General features: G+C 57.8%; 17 protein-coding genes. 4 read left to right on the top strand and 13 right to left on the bottom strand.

All coding sequences use genetic code 11. From position 1 onward, the window contains the following. Positions 1-4: 4 nt before the first annotated feature. From J122_RS03435 to J122_RS03410, 6 genes are all read right to left on the bottom strand, one after another. Positions 5-916 (bottom strand): DUF4892 domain-containing protein, encoded by a 912-nt coding sequence (locus tag J122_RS03435; RefSeq protein WP_082780498.1) that lies wholly within the window; start codon positions 914-916, stop codon positions 5-7. Beyond that, positions 909-1,829: an alpha/beta fold hydrolase gene (locus tag J122_RS03430; protein ID WP_061331130.1), complete on the bottom strand. Its 921-nt coding sequence runs from the start codon at positions 1,827-1,829 to the stop codon at positions 909-911. The genes J122_RS03435 and J122_RS03430 overlap by 8 nt, the downstream gene beginning before the upstream one ends. A gap of 12 nt (positions 1,830-1,841) precedes the next feature. Next, positions 1,842-2,192 carry a PilZ domain-containing protein gene (locus J122_RS03425; RefSeq protein ID WP_058089697.1) on the bottom strand — a complete coding sequence of 117 codons (351 nt, stop codon included), beginning with the start codon at positions 2,190-2,192 and terminating at the stop codon, positions 1,842-1,844. 106 nt (positions 2,193-2,298) lie between these two features. Beyond that, positions 2,299-3,330 (bottom strand): DNA polymerase III subunit delta', encoded by a 1,032-nt coding sequence (gene holB, locus J122_RS03420; protein WP_061331129.1) that lies wholly within the window; start codon positions 3,328-3,330, stop codon positions 2,299-2,301. Further along, the gene (locus tag J122_RS03415; protein WP_061331128.1) at positions 3,323-5,413 is read right to left on the bottom strand and encodes a DUF3488 and DUF4129 domain-containing transglutaminase family protein; all 2,091 of its coding nucleotides are present in this window, start codon (positions 5,411-5,413) and stop codon (positions 3,323-3,325) included. The genes holB and J122_RS03415 overlap by 8 nt, the downstream gene beginning before the upstream one ends. After that, a complete protein-coding gene (locus J122_RS03410) occupies positions 5,410-6,441 on the bottom strand; it encodes a DUF58 domain-containing protein (protein ID WP_227510074.1) in 1,032 nt (343 codons plus the stop codon). The genes J122_RS03415 and J122_RS03410 overlap by 4 nt, the downstream gene beginning before the upstream one ends. A gap of 231 nt (positions 6,442-6,672) precedes the next feature. Here J122_RS03410 and J122_RS03405 point away from each other — a divergent pair, with 231 nt between their 5' ends. After that, positions 6,673-7,287, top strand: a complete 615-nt coding sequence (locus tag J122_RS03405) for a hypothetical protein (RefSeq protein WP_061331127.1) — start codon at positions 6,673-6,675, stop codon at positions 7,285-7,287. 140 nt (positions 7,288-7,427) lie between these two features. Here J122_RS03405 and J122_RS03400 read toward each other — a convergent pair whose 3' ends face one another. Next, positions 7,428-8,222 carry a DUF6160 family protein gene (locus J122_RS03400; RefSeq protein ID WP_061331126.1) on the bottom strand — a complete coding sequence of 265 codons (795 nt, stop codon included), beginning with the start codon at positions 8,220-8,222 and terminating at the stop codon, positions 7,428-7,430. Between the two features lie 170 nt (positions 8,223-8,392). Then, entirely contained in the window at positions 8,393-8,971 is a 579-nt protein-coding gene (locus J122_RS03395; protein ID WP_061331125.1) for a hypothetical protein, read from the bottom strand. 173 nt (positions 8,972-9,144) lie between these two features. Between J122_RS03395 and pabB the strand changes: the two genes are divergently transcribed. Continuing rightward, positions 9,145-10,506: an aminodeoxychorismate synthase component I gene (gene pabB, locus J122_RS03390; protein ID WP_061331124.1), complete on the top strand. Its 1,362-nt coding sequence runs from the start codon at positions 9,145-9,147 to the stop codon at positions 10,504-10,506. 46 nt (positions 10,507-10,552) lie between these two features. On the opposite strand, the gene thrH is transcribed toward pabB, so the two are convergent. Next, entirely contained in the window at positions 10,553-11,167 is a 615-nt protein-coding gene (gene thrH / locus J122_RS03385; RefSeq protein ID WP_061331123.1) for a bifunctional phosphoserine phosphatase/homoserine phosphotransferase ThrH, read from the bottom strand. 245 nt (positions 11,168-11,412) lie between these two features. Here thrH and J122_RS03380 point away from each other — a divergent pair, with 245 nt between their 5' ends. Beyond that, complete coding sequence (locus tag J122_RS03380; protein WP_061331122.1) at positions 11,413-12,138, top strand: phosphoadenylyl-sulfate reductase; 726 nt, start codon at positions 11,413-11,415, stop codon at positions 12,136-12,138. A 69-nt stretch (positions 12,139-12,207) separates the two neighbouring features. Here J122_RS03380 and cysB read toward each other — a convergent pair whose 3' ends face one another. After that, positions 12,208-13,185, bottom strand: coding sequence for an HTH-type transcriptional regulator CysB (cysB, locus tag J122_RS03375; protein ID WP_061331121.1), 978 nt, complete (start codon positions 13,183-13,185; stop codon positions 12,208-12,210). Between the two features lie 214 nt (positions 13,186-13,399). On the opposite strand from cysB, the gene J122_RS03370 reads away from it, so the two are divergent. Then, positions 13,400-16,123 carry a LuxR C-terminal-related transcriptional regulator gene (locus tag J122_RS03370; RefSeq protein ID WP_061331120.1) on the top strand — a complete coding sequence of 908 codons (2,724 nt, stop codon included), beginning with the start codon at positions 13,400-13,402 and terminating at the stop codon, positions 16,121-16,123. A gap of 246 nt (positions 16,124-16,369) precedes the next feature. On the opposite strand, the gene dinG is transcribed toward J122_RS03370, so the two are convergent. Genes dinG through J122_RS03355 form a run of 3 tightly spaced genes read right to left on the bottom strand, consistent with a single transcriptional unit; the run spans position 16,370 to position 20,982 of the window. Next, the gene (dinG, locus tag J122_RS03365; RefSeq protein WP_061331119.1) at positions 16,370-18,550 is read right to left on the bottom strand and encodes an ATP-dependent DNA helicase DinG; all 2,181 of its coding nucleotides are present in this window, start codon (positions 18,548-18,550) and stop codon (positions 16,370-16,372) included. After that, entirely contained in the window at positions 18,550-19,281 is a 732-nt protein-coding gene (locus tag J122_RS03360) for a general secretion pathway protein GspB (RefSeq protein ID WP_061331118.1), read from the bottom strand. The genes dinG and J122_RS03360 overlap by 1 nt, the downstream gene beginning before the upstream one ends. 3 nt (positions 19,282-19,284) lie before the next feature. After that, positions 19,285-20,982, bottom strand: coding sequence for an ExeA family protein (locus J122_RS03355; protein ID WP_061331117.1), 1,698 nt, complete (start codon positions 20,980-20,982; stop codon positions 19,285-19,287). Between the last annotated feature and the right edge of the window lie 9 nt (positions 20,983-20,991).

The following is a 20,991-nucleotide window of genomic DNA, read 5'->3' as shown; positions in this document are numbered from 1 at the left end:
TCCCTTACCTCTTGATTACCAGGATTTCGATGCGGTCACCCGTGCGGTTAGGGTCCGCTACCTGAACCCCCGGCCCGATAGCCAGGGTGCGGACCTGCTCCCGGGAAACTCCGGATTTCGCCAGCACGTCGGCCAGGGCGCCCGCAGCCCTTTCCGCCCTTGCGATCGAATCATTCAGGGTTTCATCATTTTCCAGCGAAGAAAACGCGGCAAGCACCACCTCGGCGCCCTCCTCTGCCGCCCACTCTCCCAGCCGCCGGCGATCCGTAGTCGACAGGTCAAACCGATGGGTAACACCGCCCTGCCAGGGCACAATAATGGGGCCCAGCAGTCGTGCAGCAGACGCCTGAAAGCCGGGAATGTCCGCCCCGGCTGCTACCCGGAGGTGTTCAACCCACACATATTCACGCTGATTGCCACGGGTAACGGTGTACACCAGGGTCAACCATCGGTTGCCATCAACATCTGCCACGGCACCGACGAAGTAGTCCTGGTCCTGATCCCGGCCGAGGAGTCTGGGTTGCTCAAAAATCTGGTTTGCCCAGACGTTGCTTCGGCCGCAGGCCACTCCGGAACATTCAAAAAGGATCTGGCCGCCTCGCGCCTGAAGCTCTCGCCGGTAGTGTTCCTGTGCGGCCCTACGGCTAGCATCCCGGTTGATTTCGAATAACTGACCCTTGCCGTTCACCGGCAGCCTGGCCATGACATCCGAGCGGATCTCTCCGCGTATTTCGCGAACCGGGCTCATAAGCACGAGGTGTCCGGACGACCGAATGTCCAGCGCCGACTGAAGGCTCGACTGGGCGAACTTATCCAATGGCTCGCCAAGCTCCGATGCTGACGCCACTGAACCGCAAGCCAGCAAAGCAGCCGCCAACAGGCTTCGGAGTTTCATTACAACAGCACGATTATTCATTGAATAGAAACCTTTTTATAGCATGTGCAACCGGCTTGGTGTCACCATCCAGGTGACAATGGTGCCCCCCGGGAACGTCCACTGTCGTCAGATCGGGTATCAGCTCTGCACGTTTGTCCAATCCGCCACGGCTGGCCAACAACCCTTCAGACGCTCTTACGAACAGGGTTGGCGTCCGGATGGCGGCCAGTGAGGCATGAACCTGCTCTTCGGTCATCATTAAAGGCGTGGGGTGTCTTAGCCGTGCATCAGTGCGCCAGACAAAGCCATCTCCTTCAGCCCGCATGTTTCTGGGCACCAGCAATGCTGCGGCCTCCGCGCTCAACGGGCTGAGCCCGCCCTCACGGATCCTCGCCGCCGTCGCCACATCGGGATAGACCGCCGGAGGTGCCGATCCGTTCCGTCTTTTCTGCAAGGCCCGGCGCAACTGGGGGATGGTTTCCTTGGCGGGGCGGCTCAGGGCACCCAGACTGTCAATCATCACCAGCCGCCTCACCCTCTCAGGGAAAGCTGCCGCATACAGGGCACAAACGATACCACCCAGCGAATGGCCCACCAGATCAAGGGGGTACCGTTCGCTTTCCGGAAAATGATGGTCAATCAATTCACTGAGGTCTGCCACATAGTCCATCAGCCAGTAACCATAGCCCGGTGGTCGATGCCCCGAATGGCCATGACCGGCCATGTCGATTGCGTGAACACTGGCATCGGTGGCCAGCGCTGGTGCCAACCGGGCGAATGTCATGGCGTTATCAAGCCAGCCGTGCACCATAAGTATGGGGGAGCGAACTTCGTGCGAGGGGTCAGTATGCCAGGTCAGGCCGGCAAGGGTCAGGTTATCGAGCGGCCAGTGTGCCTCCCGGCAGCCGGCCGGAATGTCGTGCCCACTGCCGGGTAACACAGTGTCAGTCATGCAAGGCGAGTCCTACATGGTGTGCGTTGGGCGATCAGAGCTCAGCGAGCCTGCGAGGTAAGACTCGATCTTGGTCCTTGCGGATTCATCGTCACCGTTAAACTGGACGCCGATACCTGCCGCACGGTTACCTTGCGCTCCTTTAGGGGTAATCCACACCACTTTACCCGCCACGGGTATCTTTTCCGGCTCGTCCATCAGGTTGAGCAGCAAAAACACCTCGTCTCCGAGCTGATATTGCTTCTGGGTAGGAATGAATAGACCACCTTGCCGAATGTAGGGCATATAGGCGGCGTACAGAACCGCTTTGTCCTTGATGGTCAGGGTGAGAATGCCGCTGCGTGCGCCAAATCCTGGGCCCATATCACATACCTTCTACGCTGGAAGTTCTTGTGTCGTTAAACATTGCCACAATGCTTCAGGAATTTCCTGACATTTCACAATCATAGCAGCTGAAATTGAAGAAAGCTCAGCTTGCTTTCCGCTTCCTTGGCATCAGTTCCCGCCAGGCAATCAGAAGCTGGCTGGCCTCCAGTTCCGGGCTGGCATTGTATACCGCGGCACTGCGACTTTCCTTAACCAGGTCCAGGAGCTGATGAGCCCGCCACGGCGGATTGTTGTTTGCCAGATAACCAAGCATGTCCGCCGCTTCCGGGTCAGATACTGCGCCCCCCACACTGGCCCGCGCCAGATCCGCGGCCCAGCTTTCAAATAACCAGAGCGAATCGTCAAGGCCAAGGGCCTTGAAGGATTTAGCCGCCTCGCCAACCGGAATTTGCCCTTTCATAAACTGCCGGAATGCTTCAAAGGCCTTGTCCCGAAGGGGCAGAAAATCTCCCAGGGCATAGTCCAGCGCCAACCGTGGTGCATTGCCCGCCAGCATCAGGCTTTTGGCCAAGGTCTCCGCACCCGGCCGGCCTGCTTCGTCCAGCTCAGCCACGCGGGCAGCCAGCCATTGCCCACCCTGCTCTGCTGTCGGCAAGGGTATGGTCAGCGCCTGACAACGGGAGCGAATGGTCGGCAGGACCGGCCGGCCGCTCTCCTGCAACAGCAGCAAAGTCACATCCGGCAACGGCTCTTCCAGGGTTTTCAGCAGCGCATTGGCGGCATTGATGTTTAATTGATCTGCCCGGTCAACAATCGCGACCTTGTGGTGGCCAACCTGGGGCGAAGCAACGGCAAACGTGGAGAGTGACCGTATCTGGTCAACCTTCACCATGCGCGATTTTTCCGGGGCATAAACCCGTAAATCCGGGTGGCTGCCTGCAGCCAACAGATCACATTGCTTGCAACGGCCACACGCCACCGCCGCGCCGTATTCTGACTTGGCCGGTGCTTCACACAACAGCAATTCGGCCACTGCCTGGGCCCAGGCGCGCTTTCCTACGCCACGCTCACCCACTACCAGCAATGCGTGGGGCAAGCGGTCCTGTGCCAGTCGGCTTTGCACTGCCGACCAGGCGCGGGCCAGCCAGGGCATTTCCTGTGCGATGTCAGTCATGTTTCGGCATCCGGGATCCGGTTTCCTGATTGCGTTTGAGTTGACGCTTCATGGTTTTCAGCAGCCGCCTCAGCCGCCGTGTATCGTCATCAGCCTGACGGGTTGAGGCAGAGCTATAGTAATGGCTGTTCACTGTCCGGGCAAAGATCCGGGCAGACTCCGCCACCGATGGCCGGGCCTCGGCCATGCGTTCCGCCAGCACAACCGGGGTTTCGCCACTGCGCACAGGTACACCGGCCTGTTCACACAGCCGGTGCCATGATCCGACGACGCGCCTGAAGCCATCCTGACGTGCTCCCCGGGTCATTGAAAGCGCCGACACCAACCCGGCCACAAGAAGGGCAAAGCCAACCAGCCCGGCGGTAATGTAGCCAAGCTCCTTCATGCCAATGCCGCCTGGCAGCCGGGACATCAGGTTCATCTGGCTCTGGCCCTGATAGCCCACCACCCAACGCTGCCAGTGGTAGTTTATTCGGTCGAGCTGCAGTGACGCCCACTGCAAAACCGCCAGATCGCCATAACGCTGGGGAGAGGTCAGGTTGTTCTCCAGGAAGGAGCCCTCTTCGGCCATCGCCTCCCGCAATCCGAACTCAATACGATCAGGAGCAATTGCAGCAGTTGGATCAACCCGAACCCAGCCCCGGCCTTCCAGCCATACCTCAACCCAGGCATGGGCATCGTACTGCCGCACAATGAGATAATCGCCCCCGGCGCCGGCATCTCCGCCCTGGTAACCCACCACCACGCGCGATGGAATACCAGCAGCCCGGAAAACAAAGGTGGCAGCGCCCGCGTAATGGGCACAGAACCCGCGCTGCTCCTCAAACAACAGGGTATCCACACCATCGTTGGGCATCGGCGGTGGCCGCAGTGTGTAATAGTATTCTTCGTTACGGAACCGCTGCATGAGCTCGTTAACCACCTGGGCCGGGGAATACTGGCCCGCCAACTCACTGGCCAACGCCCTTGCCCGCGGGTTCCCTTCACCAGGCAATTGCAGGTAGCGCTCCCGCGCTGCCTGGGAAAGCTCGCTGTCTGGCCGGGTTTGCCCGGCAGCAATCGCCAACCGGTAGCGCACAGGGCTGTCTGCTGGGCGACGGAAACGGAACAGGTCTTCCCCTGCGTCAAACACGTTGTCCGACACCGCAATGGAATTTTCCAGTGAGAAGGCCCATCGTTGGTCCGTCGGCTCCATCAGTACATCGTACTGGTTGCTCGCCAGCGCACCAATACCACCATCCACCGCCACCCTGCCCGGGCGTTGAAATGGCTCCCGGTCGCGTTGCCGCCAGGTCTCACCGTCAAGATAATCGAGAATCAGCCCTCGCCAATAGCGATCGCGATACTCGGGAATCGGACCACCAAAACTCACACGGAACGCTCGCTCACTGCTCTGGGCCAGATTGGAGATGTCGCCGGGGCGCATGGTATCGGAGATACCGCTGCGAGCCTCGCCGGAAACCAGCGGGACACTCCACAGCGGCGCCATACGCGGAAAGAACACGAATAACAGGACGACTACCGGCAGGGTTTTCACCATCAAAAGTCCCAGCCGCTTCCAGCCCGCCTTCAATGAACCGGGCAAATCCGGGGCATTGAGAATCTGCAGCCCCACCAGCAGGCAGGCAATGGCCGCGAACGTCAGCAGGGCCCACAGGATGTCCTGCTGAAACAGGAAGTTTACAGCCGCCAGGTACACCAGAATAAAAAACAGTACATAGAAGTCCCGGGCGGAGCGGGTTTCCAGCCATTTGAGCCCAACCGCCAACACGAAGAACGACGCAGCAGTATCGACGGTAAAGCGGCCCTGAACAGTGCCTACGTAGACTCCGATCAACACCAGCATAATGCCCGTCCGCAACCAGCGCCCCGGCAATCGCACCCGACCACTCTGGGCCAGCCAGCGCCAACCTGCCAGCACCACGCAGGCGGCAATCAGCCACCAGGGTAACCGGTTCCACTGTGGCAACAGTAACAGTGCAAAACTGCCAATCAGCCAGAGAAGCGCTGTGCCAGGAATGGCATCTATCGGTACTTCGGAACGACGGTTTCTACCAAGGAGCACATCGACCAGGCGGCTCATATACTGCCTCCCGCCGCAGCCCCGTCTACGGCTTTACGGGTACCAAACGGTAATGCATCCTGCTCTCTCGGTGGCTTTTCGCCCCAGACCGCCAGCGCCCGCAGGCATCGGTCTGCATGGATTGGGCCGGTGTCGGGTTCGATGACTTCCCCCGGCAGGTTCAAACCAAACTTCGCGCCTTTCTGTAGCCGGTCAGCCACCAGCCAGGCCAGGTAACTGAGCCTGAGCTCAGTATCCGCGCCCGGGAAAGCGTTGAAATCCAGCCAGTGGGGGCTTCCTTGCTCCCCTTCCCAATCGGCAACCACCATCTGCCCGGAGCGGGCAAACCGTTTCCACATGACCCTCTGGCTAAGATCCCCTTCACGCCAGGGCCGAAGGTCGGCATTATCCTGACCGGCCACAGGCGCGGAAGAGCGGGCCTCACTGCCGTCATTCACCTGGCTGATTACCTCCGGAGCAACCAGTGGCCTGGGATAGGCAATGCCGGCCGAACTCGGGCGCAACCAGGACCAGGCCTTGAGCAACCCGAATGGAAAACGGGTTTCAATCCGAACCTTGTCTGGCCGAAGGTACCCACGATGGGCTGAGGGAATGGGCAAAATAACGTCCCGGGCCTGGCCAGCCGGCACATGGACACCTTCCAGCTTTGAATCCTCAACCGACAGCGCAATGGCAAGCCCGCTATCCTTGCCAGCGGTGACCCGGAATCGAAACGGTACATCATCCCCGGCCTCGCCCTCGCCGGGCTGAATAAGGGCGAGCGTCAGCCCCGAGAGATTGCGATGGGTCTGATGCATGGCACCGACGAACAGGGCCCCGAGAATGAAGGTCAGGAGGTAAATAAGGCTGTTCTGGTAATTGATACCGGTGATCAGCATGATCAGCAGCAGAACACCAAAAACCACCCCAGCACCGGTTGGCAGGATGAAGATGTTTTTCTGGCTGAACGTCTGGCTGTCTCCGCGGGGAACCCTGCGGTTAATCCAGTGCTGCCATCGTTGCCGGAGTTTTCGCGTTATCATGCCCATCAGGCCGCATTCTTCCTCAAAAGTTCACCCGTTACCGGCACGCATCAAACCATATTATCCGGCCGCCCATAAAGCTTTACTGCCAAACTGCGGATTCTGATCACAGACCAGGCACTTTCCGGTTGAAAAACTGTCTGACAAACCGAATACTCCGATAAGGAAGCGTATTGACTGAATAGAGTAGTCTCAGCCGCGCCCCTCAACTGATCCGGTAACGCAAGAGGCTATGCCATGACACGCCCAACACTGCTTGCAACGGCCATCACCGTCACTCTCTCCGCTCCGGCCATGGCCGGCGTTCAGACGATGACATCGGATGAGATGGTGGAAACCTATGTTCAGGATTCCGCCGTCATTGTCGTTCCAAGGGACCAGCAAAAGACCGAGGCGGACCGCCAGCGCATCATCAGGGCGCTGACCATCTCGCCCGGGGAACCGGTACTGAGTGAAGCCGAAGAGGAAGCCTACCGCGAAGCGCTCCAGCGCTATATGGGAGATGGCAAGTCCGACGCTCTGAGCAGCGCCGAGGAGGAATTCCTGCGCAGGGCTCTCCTGCTGCCAACCGAGGAACTGGCCCGGGCACAACCCCCGGCCAATTTTGCCGATACCCTTCCACAACTCATTTTCGGCCAGCAACCACAGATACCCGACGAACCTTTTACCCAGACGTTTCTTAACGACCAACTGGGAATCGGATTCGACGGGCAGAACCTGAACTTCACTATCGGTAATCCGCCGGGCATTGATCGCATTGATATTCCCCACGGGATCAATGAGGGGCCAATCCAACTAACCCCAAGACCCGGTGGCGGATTCGACCTGTCCATTCAGGTGCCCGACCGCTGATTCAGAGCTCTCATCTTAAAAAAAAGTAAAACGGCGACCTTCTTCGGGTCGCCGTTTTGTTTGGGCCAGATTTTTTCTGACTAAATAAAAACGCCCCGCAATGCGGGGCGCTCATCACCTACTCAGGTGTTCAGGTCAGATTAATCGTGACCATAAACAGCCAGCGTGGTGTCAGAGATGGTCAGGTTCTGCATGGCGATGGAGCCGATAGAAGTACCACCAATCTCGATTGCACCAATGGAAACATCCATACTGATGTCGGCGATGTCGATTCGCAGAACATCTGTCATGGTGGAAGCACCAAGGCCATCACCTTTGTAGACATGAACGTCTGCATAGGCAAAGGCTGTCGCGGCACTCGGAGCAGCGATATAGCCAGCGCCATAGATAGCCATGTCGCGAATGCCTACACCCAAGAACTCAACGTCGAAGTCCATATCAACAACGTTGAACAGAACATCCAGTTGCAGCTCGTCAGTTGCGGTATCAACGCGGATATCCAGCTGTCCCAGATTACCCCAACCGCTCAGGTTCGACACCAGAGTCGTGCTCTCGCTACCGTCAGCGGCAACCAACTCCATGGAGCCAGCGGTCATACCCCAGTCAATCGGCGCACCAGAGATTGAGCCAACGTGAATCACGGCGTCACCATCGGCCTCAACATCGATATCAATATAGAGGTCGTCCAGCAGGTTGGTGCCCGGACCGCCAGCGACACCAGAACCACCCAGAACGATGTCGTTAACGTTGAACGAACCTTCGTCAGTGTAGGTGAAGGTGCCAATGCTAACCTGCGTTTCCAGCTCGATGGTCACACCAGCCTGACCAGTAACGTTACCCATTGCGGTATCGTCAAGAGCTTTCAGGTCAGCATGAGCCGCGAACGGCATAGCAGCAACAGCAGTTGCCAGAGCAATTTTCTTCAGGCCTTTCATTATTATCTCCTTGTGAAACTCATTTTATTCTTGTGTGAGTTTTTAAAGTGAAGTCCTTTACTCCACGAGCCCATTTAAGATTGTTTTACAGTCCTAGTCCGTGACCCCATTCACAGTCTTTTACGTTGCGATTACATTTGGAAACAAGTATCGATGAGTTCACATATTGCTCAGGACTGGCCGTCTTTTCCATCGTAGAACCATTCAAAAGGCTTCTCCTGGGAGACAGGTTCTGCCCAGGAAATCGATCCATTCCGGATCTTATAGCCAATCACCTTGTTGGAGGAAACGCCCAAACGATGCTCGTGCTCGATAACCAATACTTCGGTATCACTGTTCTCACTAATTCGCCCGGTGTAGAGAATAGCGGCGGCATTAATCTGCCCCCTTCTCGCAATCGATTTTATGGCTGCGCGATACATTTTTAGTTGTGCGGCCGCCGGCATGCCGTCAGCCTGACCATCAATGTTGATTCGCTTAACAGTCTCCCCGTCTTTCATAAGCATCCACGCAGCAGGCATCGTCGCACCAGATCCGAGAATAGATTCGTTGTACTCTTTGGTTGCAGTATCCGATAAGTGAATCAATTGCTGCTGGGCGCCAACTATAAACATCCCGATTTCCTCCTCAGTGACTTTTCCATCAGACAGAGGGCCGCTTTGCGGCAGTCCCTGCCCCCAAGAGCCGCCTGAAATGAATATCGAAACACCGAGGGCTGCAGCAATTGCCTGTTTTCTGAAGCGGGACATAGGACAACTTCCGTTCTTGTTTTATGGATTTTCAGTTCATGGGCGTCAAAACCCGGTAAAATACGCTCCGGGCTGATCGGCTCCGTATAACCATTAGATCAGCGCCTGTCCTGATCGGACAACGGCCGTTTTGTGCATCGTGTATCATTCTTCCAATTTTTAACGGAGGTATCTTGGCCTTTCCTCTCTGCCAGCCTGTTACCCGGCAACAGTACAACCAACTGTGCACCCATGCCTCGCAGCAACCGGACTTCGTTTTTCTGGGCAGCCAGGCGTCATCGGGAGGTCGTGGTGGGGCCAGGGGCTTCAGTTGTCTTGCCGTGGAGCAGGTCGTCATCGAGAGCAATCCGGGTAGCCGAATCGATACGCCAGCGTTGGCCGCCAAGCTGGAGGCACTGGCAGACTCCTATCGGCAGCCCGGGATTACCAATGCCGAGGTGCCCTGCCCGCTAGCGGGCGGTTGGGTTGGCAGTATTGCCTACGAGTTCGGCTACGCCCGGGAGCCAAGGCTGAACAGATTGGCGAAAGAACACCGTTACCCGCTGTTTTTCTCCGGGCTGTACCTGTGGATGGCCAGTGAAGACCTGGAGAGTGGCGAATGTTATCTGTGGGTCCATCCCGCACTGCCTACCGCCGCGGCCAAACAAATAATCAGCTGGCTTGAGAGCTCCCCCAACGCTGATCATGCCCCCTGGCTGATGGCCAGCCATTTCACCCCAACGCAATCCCCCGAGCGTTTTCGGCAGCGGGTAGATCAGGTAAGACATTACATTCAGTCTGGCGACTGCTATCAGGCGAATCTGTCCCAGTCCTTTGAGGGGCGTTACCAGGGCAGCCCCTGGGCGGCCTTCAACGCGCTCAGCCATGCCAACCCGACGCCTTACGCGGCTTTTCTGCGCTTCCGGGGTAACGCCGTAGTGTCAGTATCACCGGAACGATTCCTGGCCATTCGCGACGGTGTGATTGAAACCAGCCCCATCAAGGGCACTCGTGCCCGGGGCCAGAACCCTGAACAGGATGAAGCTTTGGCGCAGGAGCTACTGGCCTCGGAGAAAGACCGGGCCGAGAACCTGATGATTGTGGATCTGCTTCGTAACGACCTCAGCGTTCACGCCCTGCCCGGCTCGGTCAGTGTGGATGAGTTGTTTGCGCTTCAGTCATACCGCAACGTGCATCACCTGGTTAGCCACATTCGAGCCAAATTGAAACCTGGCATCAGCCCGTTACAGGCATTGTTTGATGCGTTCCCCGGTGGCTCCATTACCGGCGCCCCGAAAATCCGGGCCATGGAAATCATTGCCGAATTGGAGCCCCACTGGCGGGGTCCCTACTGTGGCTCGGTGTTCTATTACGCACTTGATGGCAATCTGGACAGCAGTATTGCGATTCGCACCCTGCTGTGCGAGCCGGACGGGACAGTTAGTTGCTGGGGAGGGGGTGGAATCGTGGCCGACTCTGAACCAGAGGCTGAATATCAGGAAACCCTGGCAAAAGTTCGGCCGCTGATGCGGTTTCTGGAGCAACTGAAACTCTGACCTACACTGCCAGGCTTGCGGCAGCGCAAGTCAGAGCCCCAAAGGATCAGGCCGGGTGAACAGCGCTGGCCTTCAGGAATTCCTGCCGCAGATCATCGAAATTGTGCACAGCGGGGAAGTGCGGGAACTCGTCAATAACATTCTGCGGAGCATGGAACAGAATGCCGGCCTCTGCCTGGCCCAGCATGGTGGTGTCATTGTAGGAATCACCGGCCGCAATCACCCGGTAATTCAGCAACTGAAAAGCACGAACTGACTGGCGCTTGGGATCACGCTGACGCAGCAGATAGTTGGTGATCTGCCCATTCTCCGCCACTTCGAGTTTATGGCACAGCAGAGCCGGATAGCCCAGTTTTTTCATCAGGGGCATGGCGAACTCATAGAAGGTATCCGACAGGATCACCACCTGGAACCGCTCACGCAGCCAATCCAGAAATTCACGGGCGCCAGGCAGTGGGTCCAGGGTGCTGATCACTTCCTGGATCTCCGGCAGCCCGTAACCGTGCTCGTCCAGGATGCGCAGGCGCTGCTTCATCAGCACATCGTAATCAGGAATATCCCGAGTGGTTGCCTTGAGCTCCTCAATGCCGGTTTTTTCTGCAAATGCGATCCAGATTTCCGGGATCAGTACGCCCTCAAGGTCAAGACATGCGAGTTCCACAACGGTCTCCTGAAAAAGTCATAATTGGCCGGGCCAACAAGGCCCGGGTTGTCTGGGGCGTATGATATGAAAATCCTGGCCGGAATGCATCGTGAATCCCATGGATCACCTTATCAGCGAGGCATAAAGATATAGGTGCTCATTCCTTCAAGCTATGAGGCATTTGGTGGTAGCCTTTATTTCAGGTTAGATCACGCCTTTATTCACTCCGTTGATCGCACAGTGGAAAAGCCCCCTGGAGCAACATGACTGATATTGAAAATCTCCGCGCTGAACTCGACGGCCAAAGCCCCCGGGCTATCCTCAAGGCGGCGCTGGCACGCTATGACAACATCGCCATTTCATTCAGCGGCGCCGAAGATGTAGTGCTGATCGAAATGGCCCACAAGTTAACCGACAACCTGCAAGTGTTTACCCTGGACACAGGCCGGCTGCACCCGGAAACCTACGAGTTCATCGAGCGCGTGCGAAAGCATTACGGAATTGAGATTGAAGTGCTGTTCCCGGATGCCGGTGAAGTTCAGGACATGGTGAACCGCAAAGGATTATTCAGCTTCTACGAAGATGGCCATTCCGAATGTTGCGGCATTCGCAAGGTCAACCCTCTGCGCAAGAAACTGGCAACCGTTGATGCCTGGATTACCGGGCAACGCAGGGATCAGAGCCCCGGTACCCGCAACGACGTACCGGTAGTTCAGGTTGATTCAGCTTTCTCCAGCGACAACAAGACTCTGGTGAAATTCAACCCGCTCGCGAACTGGAGCTCGAAAGAGGTCTGGGATTACATCCGGATGTCTGAGGCTCCCTACAACACACTGCACGAAAAAGGCTTCGTCAGCATCGGCTGCCAGCCCTGCACCAGGCCGGTGCTGCCGGGCCAGCACGAGCGGGAAGGCCGCTGGTGGTGGGAAGAGGCCACCCATAAGGAATGTGGCCTGCATGCGGGCAACCTGATCGGCAAATCAGGCTAAACCCATTCTGCACCTGTAAAAAAGCCCGCTCGTCATCACTGACGGCGGGCTTATCTGTTATTCAGAACTTCAATAAACCGGCAGTTCAATATCCTTGAACAATTCCTGGATTTCTGTGCGACTGCCCTGACGCGCGACCACGTTATCGATCATGTCTTTAGTCAGGTGTGGCGCAAACCTATGCATGAAATCGTACATGTAACCACGCAGGAAAGTCCCTTTCCGGAACCCGATGCGGGTGACGGAAGGCCGGAACAATTTGCTGGCATCCAGCGATACCAGATCGGTATCCACTTTTGGATCAAACGCCATGCTGGCAATAATCCCCACCCCAAGGCCCAATCTTACGTAGGTTTTGATCACGTCGGCGTCCGCAGCGGTAAACACCACTTTTGGTGTCAGGCCACGGGACTGGAAGGCCTCATCCAGCTTCGACCGGCCGGTAAAACCAAAGACGTAGGTCACCAGGGAATACTCCGCCAGCTCTTCCAGGGTCAGCTCCTGCCCTTTTGCCAATGGATGATCCTTGGGCACGATTACGCAGCGGTTCCATTTGTAACAAGGCATCATAATCAGATCATTGAACAGATCCATGCCCTCAGTGGCGATGGCAAAATCCACGGCGCCATTGGCCGCCATCTCGGAAATCTGCATCGGCGTGCCCTGATGCATGTGCAGAGAAACATCCGGATATTCTGCAATGAAACCTCTGATCACCGGTGGCAAGGCGTAACGGGCCTGGGTATGGGTGGTGGCAATACTCAGGTCGCCCTTACGCTGATTGCTGAACTCCTGGGCAATCTTTTTGATGCCCTCTACCCGGCGCAATATTTCACCGGCTTCCCGGATGATAATCTCGCCACCAGGGGTGATGCGGGTCAGGTGCTTGCCACTGCGGGCAAACACCTCCAGGCCCAACTCATCTTCCAACAACCGAATCTGCTTTGAGATACCCGGCTGGGAAGTGAAAAGGCTCTGGGCGGTGGCGGAGACGTTCAGATCGTGGTGCGCCACTTCCCAGATATAACGCAGCTGCTGTAATTTCATTGAGTCTGTCGCTCCCTGGATGAGTCTTTTACTCGATAATACGCATAAGAATTTATTTTTTCATTCTTTTTGGATATACAATTTAATCTGTATTCAGTGTAGACCAATTACCAGGATTCGCTGCCCCACCAACGCTTTGCGTCACCACAGCACTTGACTTGTGTGCGACAAAGCACACAATCCGGTAACGACCATGCCCTGACCCCGGGAAACCATGCTACTGACCACCAAATTTCTCAGGCCAACACCCGATTCCAGAGCTGTGCGCAGGCACCGGCTGGACGCTCTGTTGGAACCGGAGCAAGGTAAAAAGCTGAACCTGATCGTGGCGCCGGCCGGCTTTGGCAAAACTACTCTGGTCAGCCAGTGGTGCGCCCGCAACAGTACCAGTACCGCCTGGCTGTCACTGGATGAACATGACGACCAGCCAGTGCAGTTCTGGCAGTATGTGATTGGCGCGTTCAAGCACGCCGGGCTAATGGGGCTTGAAGATAGCGAAAAACAGCTGGCCCGGCAGCAGGGTGATGACCTGAACGCCGCCATTACCGGGCTGGTCAATGCCCTGGCCGAAGACCGCAATCCCTGGCATCTGGTTCTCGACGATTACCATGTGATCAGTAACGACGGCATCCATCGTCAGTTGGCCTGGTGTATGGACTACCTTCCCCCGGGCATCCTGGTAACCATTGCCTCCCGCACTGAACCCCCACTGCCATTGGCACGGTGGCGGGTCAGGCGCCAGGTTCAGGATATTCATCCGGGACTGATGGCGTTTTCGGAGGACGAATGCAGAGCCTTCTTCCAGAACACCATGGCGATGAACCTGTCTGAACAGGAGATCCGCACCATTTGCCGGCGCACCGAGGGCTGGGTTGCCGCCATGCAGCTCTCCGCACTGGCAGGTAAGACCGAAGCCCTGGAGTCCGGCCACTCCGGCCATGAGCGTATCGGCACACCAGATGGTGCACTGATCAGTGATTATGTTCTGACCGAAGTTCTGCACCAACTCCCGGACGAACTCACCGGATTCCTGCTGGACACCGCTTACTGCCCTCGTCTGTCCAGCTCACTGTGCAATGCCGTTCGCCAGCGGGATGACAGCCAGGACATCCTCACTCGCCTGCTCTCCCTGAACCTGTTCCTGATTCCCCTGGACAAACACAACCAGTGGTTCCGCTACCATGACCTGTTCCGGGAAGCTCTGCTCCAACGGATAGAATCCATTGATCCAGAACGGGCGGCGGTGCTCCAGTCCCGCACCATTGACTGGTTGCTTAGCCACGGCCAAGTGCAGGAAGGGATTGCCCAGATCGTCAGCCAGAATGACACCGACCGCCTGGCCCGGGTGCTTGCCGAGCATGGTAACAACCTGATTCACGGTGGCTACCACCTACCGGTACTGGCCTGGCTGGATACCATACCGCCAAGGCAACTGGCTGAAAGCCCTCAGCTACAGATGCTTAGAATCTGGGGGCTGTTCTTTGCCAACCGCGTTGAGGGCCTGGCGCCGCTGCTGACAGAAGTCGAAGATTTGCTCGACCAGCGGGTAGCCGATTCCCATCCTGATGCCGAGGGCGCGCTGGCTATCCACAGTGAAATATCCCTGGTGCGTTCTTACCTGGCCCGAAGCAGGAATGACGAAAAGAATGCGTCGGACCTCACCCGTCAGGTACTCAAGGACATCGATCAGATCCAGATACCGTTGAAATCCGTCACCTATTATGGCCTCGGCCTCGACTACTTTGGCAAGGGTGAACTCAACGATGCCGAGGAAGCGCTGGAATCAGCCGTTCACTATGGACAGATAGAGCGCAAGGCCAGCACCGCGCTGTCCTCTGGCGGCCTGCTGGCGTGGATTCAGTACAACCGTGGTGACACCGAGCTGGCCCTGAAAACCACCACCCGCGTACGTAACTGGGTGGATGAGCATTTTGCAGACCCAAGCCAGCCACGGCTTATTTCCTGCTGGCAGAACAGTGCGCTGACCGAAATCTACCGTGAACGCAATGAGCCGGAGTTGGCCGCCAGTTACCTGTCTCCGCTGCTAGAGCATGTGGAGAAAGGTACGGAGCCCGGACAGCACGTGGTCATCCAGTACGTACGCGGCCACCTTGCGTTCAGCCAAGGTGAACTCGAAGAAGCCATCGAATTGCTGGGAGACGCTGTCGCCGTTGGCAGCAAGCGCCGTGACCACATCCTGTTTGATCCACCTGCCGCTTCGGCCCTTCTGGCCCGTTGTTACCTTGCGCTGGGCCTCGCTGATAAAGCCATGACCACCCTGAAGGCGGCCCTGGAAACACCAGCCACCAACCCCCTGAACCGGGAACAGAACCAGATCGCGCTGGCCCGGGTGCAGGTAGCCCTCAAGGATTACCAGAAAGCGCAGGAAACCCTGTCGGCACTGGTTCCGGTGGCAGAACGCAACGCCCATAACCGACATCTGGTGGAGATCCTGTTAGTGTATGCCGATGCCCTTGCGCAGGAAGATCGCACTGAGGAAGCCGCCGTCATGCTGGAGCGGGCGCTGGATCGGGCCGAAAACGCGGGTTTTTTGAAGCTGTTTGCGGAAGAAAGCCCCAGCATCCGGGCCATGCTGCTGGACTGCCCCCGACTACGAACGCCCGGGCGCTGGAACCGTGAACTGCTGACCATGCTGAAAGACCAGCTATCCGGAAACGCCGACATTGCCCTATCCAAGCCCCAATCGGACCAGCCCTCTGAAACAACTGACGGGCTGGCCGAACCCCTGAGCCAGAGAGAACAGGAAGTACTGCTCCTGATTAATCAGGGGCTGGCCAACAAGGACATCGCCACAAGGATGGCGGTGGCGCCCGCCACCGTCAAAGCCCATATCCGGAACCTGTACGGCAAACTCGGCGTTAGCCGGCGCACCGAAGCCCTGGCCCGGGCACGGGAACTGAAAGTGCTCCGCGAATAAACGTGTGATGTGCGTCACACTTTTCGAGAATTAAGCCTCTTCACTACGCCCTTTGGACGATCCATTTACGCCCCGTTAAGCCCTATTATTCAACCATGGTGAGGTTAACGCCTTACCGAGAATTCTGAACTTCAGGCCTTCAGACTTCTTGTTCCGCGTTGTTTCGACGCCCGGGTTCGTTTGAACCCCTTTCGATAAGAGCCATCCCCTTTCGGGCTGGCTCTTTTTTTATGGGCAAGACCCGAATTAATGCTCGATGATTCGCCGGAACGGCGGCAGCGCGTCCAGCAGCAACTGTCCGTATCGGCGTGCCACTATACGCCGGTCCAGAATGGTTACCCTCCCGGTATCCTGCTCGGTGCGCAACAGCCGCCCCACCGCCTGAACCAGCTTGACGGAGGCATCCGGCACGGTGATTTCCATAAACGGGTTGCCACCGCGCTGGGTTACCCACTCCGCCAGACTCGCCTCGATCGGGTCGTCCGGCACTGAGAACGGCAGGCGGGTGATCACCACGTGGTGCAGGTACTTTCCGGGCAGGTCGATACCCTCGGCAAAGCTGGCCACTCCGAACAGCACACTGGGCCGCCCTTCATCAACACGAGAGCAGTGCGTTTTCAACACCTCGTTCTTGGCCATGTCATCCTGAGTAAGAATCAACTCGGGATAATCCGGTGCCAGGGCATCCCTCACCTGCTGCATTTGCCGGCGGGATGTAAACAGAACCAGGGTGGCCTTCTCACCGGCCCAGAGATCTGGTAGCCGCTTGATCAGCGCCTCGGCAAAGCCATCATCGGTTGGCATGGCAGCCATAGCCGGCACTTCCACCGTGGCCATCTCGCCATAACGGAAGGAACTGGGCACCACCAGATAACGGCTGGCCTCTGGCAATCCCGCCCGGGAACGCAAACGGTCGAAACGGCCCAGGGCCGTCAGTGTGGCACTGGTCAGAACGGCGCCATAGACCCGCGACCACAGGCGGGAATACAACAGGTTGTCCGCCAGCACCGGTGAGCTGAACAGGGTAATATCTTCCGCGTGGTCCCAACGTTGGCGCACGGCCCAGCGGGCAGGCGGTGGACCTTTGCGCACCACCGGCGCGGCTTCCGCCTGCTCTTCGTTTTGCGGAACAGCTGGCCCGGATTCACACCAGGCCGCCCACAGGCGCAACTGTTCCTCAGCCCGGCTATGGAAAGCGCCAATCACCGGATACCAGGAATCGGCGGTGTCCCGGTCCAGCTCCGGGTCTTTTCGCTCATCGAAGGCACTTTGCAGTTCATCCACCAGGTTACCCAGGTGCCGAACCAGGCCGGCGGTAACAATCCGGGTCTCCGCCGCCAACTCTGCAACCGCCTCCGGCAGTTCACCATCCGGGTAACGCCACTGGGCGCTGCGCCGTTCATCGTTGAATTCCCAACCGGTGTTCTGTTCAACCTCTTCGTAAACCTTACCAAGCGTAAGATCCAGGTCACGACCAGAGGTACTGATTTTCTCAACCGCCTTGGCCGCCTGGGAGCCGCCTGGCAACCAGGGCTGCACCTTTACCAGAGCCTGGGACAACTGTTTCAGCCATTGCCGTGTGGAGTTTAACGGCACCGACGCGGCAAAATGGTTCAGCGCTTTGTCCGGCAGGTGATGCGCCTCGTCAAAGATGAACAGCGCGTTCTCAGGCTCCGGCAAAATGGCTCCGCCGCCGAGGGCAAGATCGGCCAGCACCAGGTCGTGGTTGGCCACCACCACATCGGCGTCATCCAGGTCTTTGCGGGCATCGAAAAACGCGCAACTGTCGAAGTAGGCACAATGGCGATTGGTGCACTGGCGGTGGTCGGTGGTCACCTGGCGCCAGATGTCATCAGGAATTTGCTCGGGCCAGTGGTCACGGTCGCCGTCCCATTCACGGGAACCGTAGGTGGCAAGCATCTTCTCAAAGGTGATTCGGCTTGCTGCCTCGTCGTCCATAGGCTGATCAAGAAGGAACAGGGGCATGGTATCGCTGTCGCCGTGCCCTTCGTCGTGTAACCGGGCTTCCAGGCGGGACATGCACAGATAGCGGCCCCGCCCCTTGGCAAGGGTCCAGCTGAAATCCAGCTTGCTGTGTTTACGAAGATCCGGCAGGTCTTTCAGGACAATCTGATCCTGCAGGGCCACGGTTGCCGTGGAGATCACCAGCGTCTTACCCAGGGCCTTGGCCACGGGTATCGCCGAAATCAGGTACGCCAGGGTTTTGCCGGTACCGGTTCCTGCTTCCACTACGCAAGCCGCCGGCGGTGAGGTGCGCTGGCCGTCGTTGTCAGTGATTTCGCCCATGTAACGGGCAATCTCCGCGATCATCAGCCGCTGGCCGTACCGGGCGCGAACGTCCTTACCGGCCAACACATCGCGATAGGCCTGCTGGATTTGTTGTTTGACGTCGTCAGTCAGCGCCATTATCGCGGGCTCACCCAGTCTCGTACCGTGCCCACCCGGAAACGTTGGCCAGATTTGCTGAGAATCACGCCATCCTCGGTGATACGTTCAACCACCAGGCTGGCAAAGGTGTCGCCAGGGCGAAGATACTGGTTGTTGATCATTACCCGGCTGGCCATGGGGTCGGATGAATAGATATGGCTATTGAAGGTCAAATCAGGAACGCTCTTTTGAAACGACAGCGGTAGTTCTACCAGGTGCGGCACTCTGCCCTGAGAGTCTGCCGGCGTCAACACCCTTTCCCGAACAGACTGGTCCGGCACAATCACCAGGGGAGCTTCATTGCCGGATTCAACCAGGGGTTCGCCCGCCACCTCAAATGCTGCAACCACTTCCTGGTTTGGCTCTGCCTGGGGCGTAGCCTCAACCGGCACAGGCTCCCGGCCCGGCTGCCCCTGTTCAGACACCGATACATCCGGATCAGCAACCAAATCAGGATCGGCAACCAATGGCGTCTTTCGGGCCACTGTTGGCGTTTCGTCGACCGGACGCTGATCTGCCGGCTGTTCTGGCCAGAACAGGTATGCCATCACAGCTGCATTGAGCAGCAACGCCAGAACCACCCAGACAACGGGCGATAACGGCTTCTTTTTGGGCCGATAGACCATTTGTACCTGCTGCCCCAGGTCTGGTGCCTTGCCCTGTCGCCGCTCGGCTTCGGATTTTCTCAACGCATCAAGAATATATGACATAGCCTACCCGCTATTGCCCACACGGGCCGCTACCAGCCGGGGTACATTCGTGCCCAGGTCATTATTGATCTGGATAATGGTCATCGGCCCGGCAATCCCATCCACCGTCAGTCCTTTGACCTCCTGATACCAGCGCACCTGTTCTTCGGTGGTCAGCCGCTTTACCCGGGCGCTCTCTGCCTGGTTCGGCGATATCCGATCTGCCAGCTCCATCATCCGTGCGCCCATCCATAGCTGTGCCCCGGAAGTTCCGGCAAAAAAACCATCACCCGACATATATTCGGGCATTCGCCACAGCACCCGGAAATCACCGTACCAATACTGCTCTAACTGGCGAAACGGAATCTCCCGGGTTTCCCCCGCCAACTCGATACTGGCAGTATCACCCTCCAGAGATCGCAGCACCACATAGCCGGTGTCGCCTCGACCATTGCGAAGGTGCAGAATCGCCGGGCGATCCAGAAACTCCAGGCTTCGTCGGCTGCCCTGCCGTTCCAGGCAGCCAAGGCGGACGCTCCGGGCGTAATCGCAGGCAACCGGAAACTGCCGGGCGTCATACTCTTCGCCCCAAACGCCGAACAGCTGGCCAAATGCCTCGGTCAGCGCTTGGGTGTGTCGTTCGAATTCGAAGGGTGTTACATCGGGTTCCACGGGTGCTGGAGGTGTAGTCGGCGCTGCCGTGTCGGGTTCGGGCTCAGCCACCACCGGCTCACCGACTCGCTCGATAATGCCAGAGATGGCGGGCGCGTCGAGGTCGTCAGCGAGGGTCTGCTCGGTTACCGGCAGCTGGAACAACCAGATGGTGCCAATGATCGCCACCAGAATCGACGCCGATAACAACAACAGATGACCCGCGCGGGAAACCTCCCTGCCACCCCCGGTGTTCATCAGGCGGCTGTTACCATGAACTTCCCGAGCTGCCTGGCGGATGTGGTCGGCGGTGATCTGGTGTTCACCCTCAGCATAAGCGCCCAGCAGCGCACGATCACTGATCAGGTTGATCAGGCGGGGAATTCCCAGGCTCTGGCGATAGAGTTTCCGGACGGCGGCCGGGCTGAAGATATCCCCGCGCAGCCCGGCGACACTCAAACGGTAGCGAAGGTAAGCCGGCAGATCTTCCTGCTCAATGGCATCCAGATGATACCGGGCGGTCACACGCTGGTTGAGCTGGCGCAATTCGGGCAGTGCCAGCATATCCTGCAATTCCGGCTGGCCCAACAGCACAATCTGAAGCAGCTTTTTCTCGGCAGTTTCCAGGTTGGTGAGCAGGCGCAATTGTTCCAGCACATCGGCGGACAGATTCTGGGCTTCGTCAATGATCAGAACTTTATGACGGCCCGCAGCGTGAGCCTTGAGCAAGTCCTGATTGATGCCATCCACCAGTTGCTTGATGGTGGCTTCCGGCGCATGGTCGATTTCCAGCTCGTCACAGATCGAAGACAACAGTTCCCGGGCAGACAGCCGCGGATTGAGAATCAGCGCAATGTCGACATGCTCGGGAGCATTCTCGATAAAGCAGCGGCATACGGTGGTTTTGCCGGTTCCCACCTCACCGGTAATGACAATAAACCCGCCCTGCCCCTGCACGCCGTACATCAGGTGCGCCAGGGCTTCCTTGTGGCGATCACTCAGGTACAGGTAGCGAGGGTCCGGTGCGATTGAAAACGGAGGTTCCCTAAAGCCGAAAAAATCGTAGTACATGGTTCCTCA

The organism is Marinobacter excellens LAMA 842 (assembly GCF_001574445.1).
Lineage (GTDB): Bacteria > Pseudomonadota > Gammaproteobacteria > Pseudomonadales > Oleiphilaceae > Marinobacter > Marinobacter shengliensis.
The sequence above is the reverse complement of the archived record's forward strand: the minus strand, read 5'-3'. Positions and strand labels throughout refer to the sequence as shown.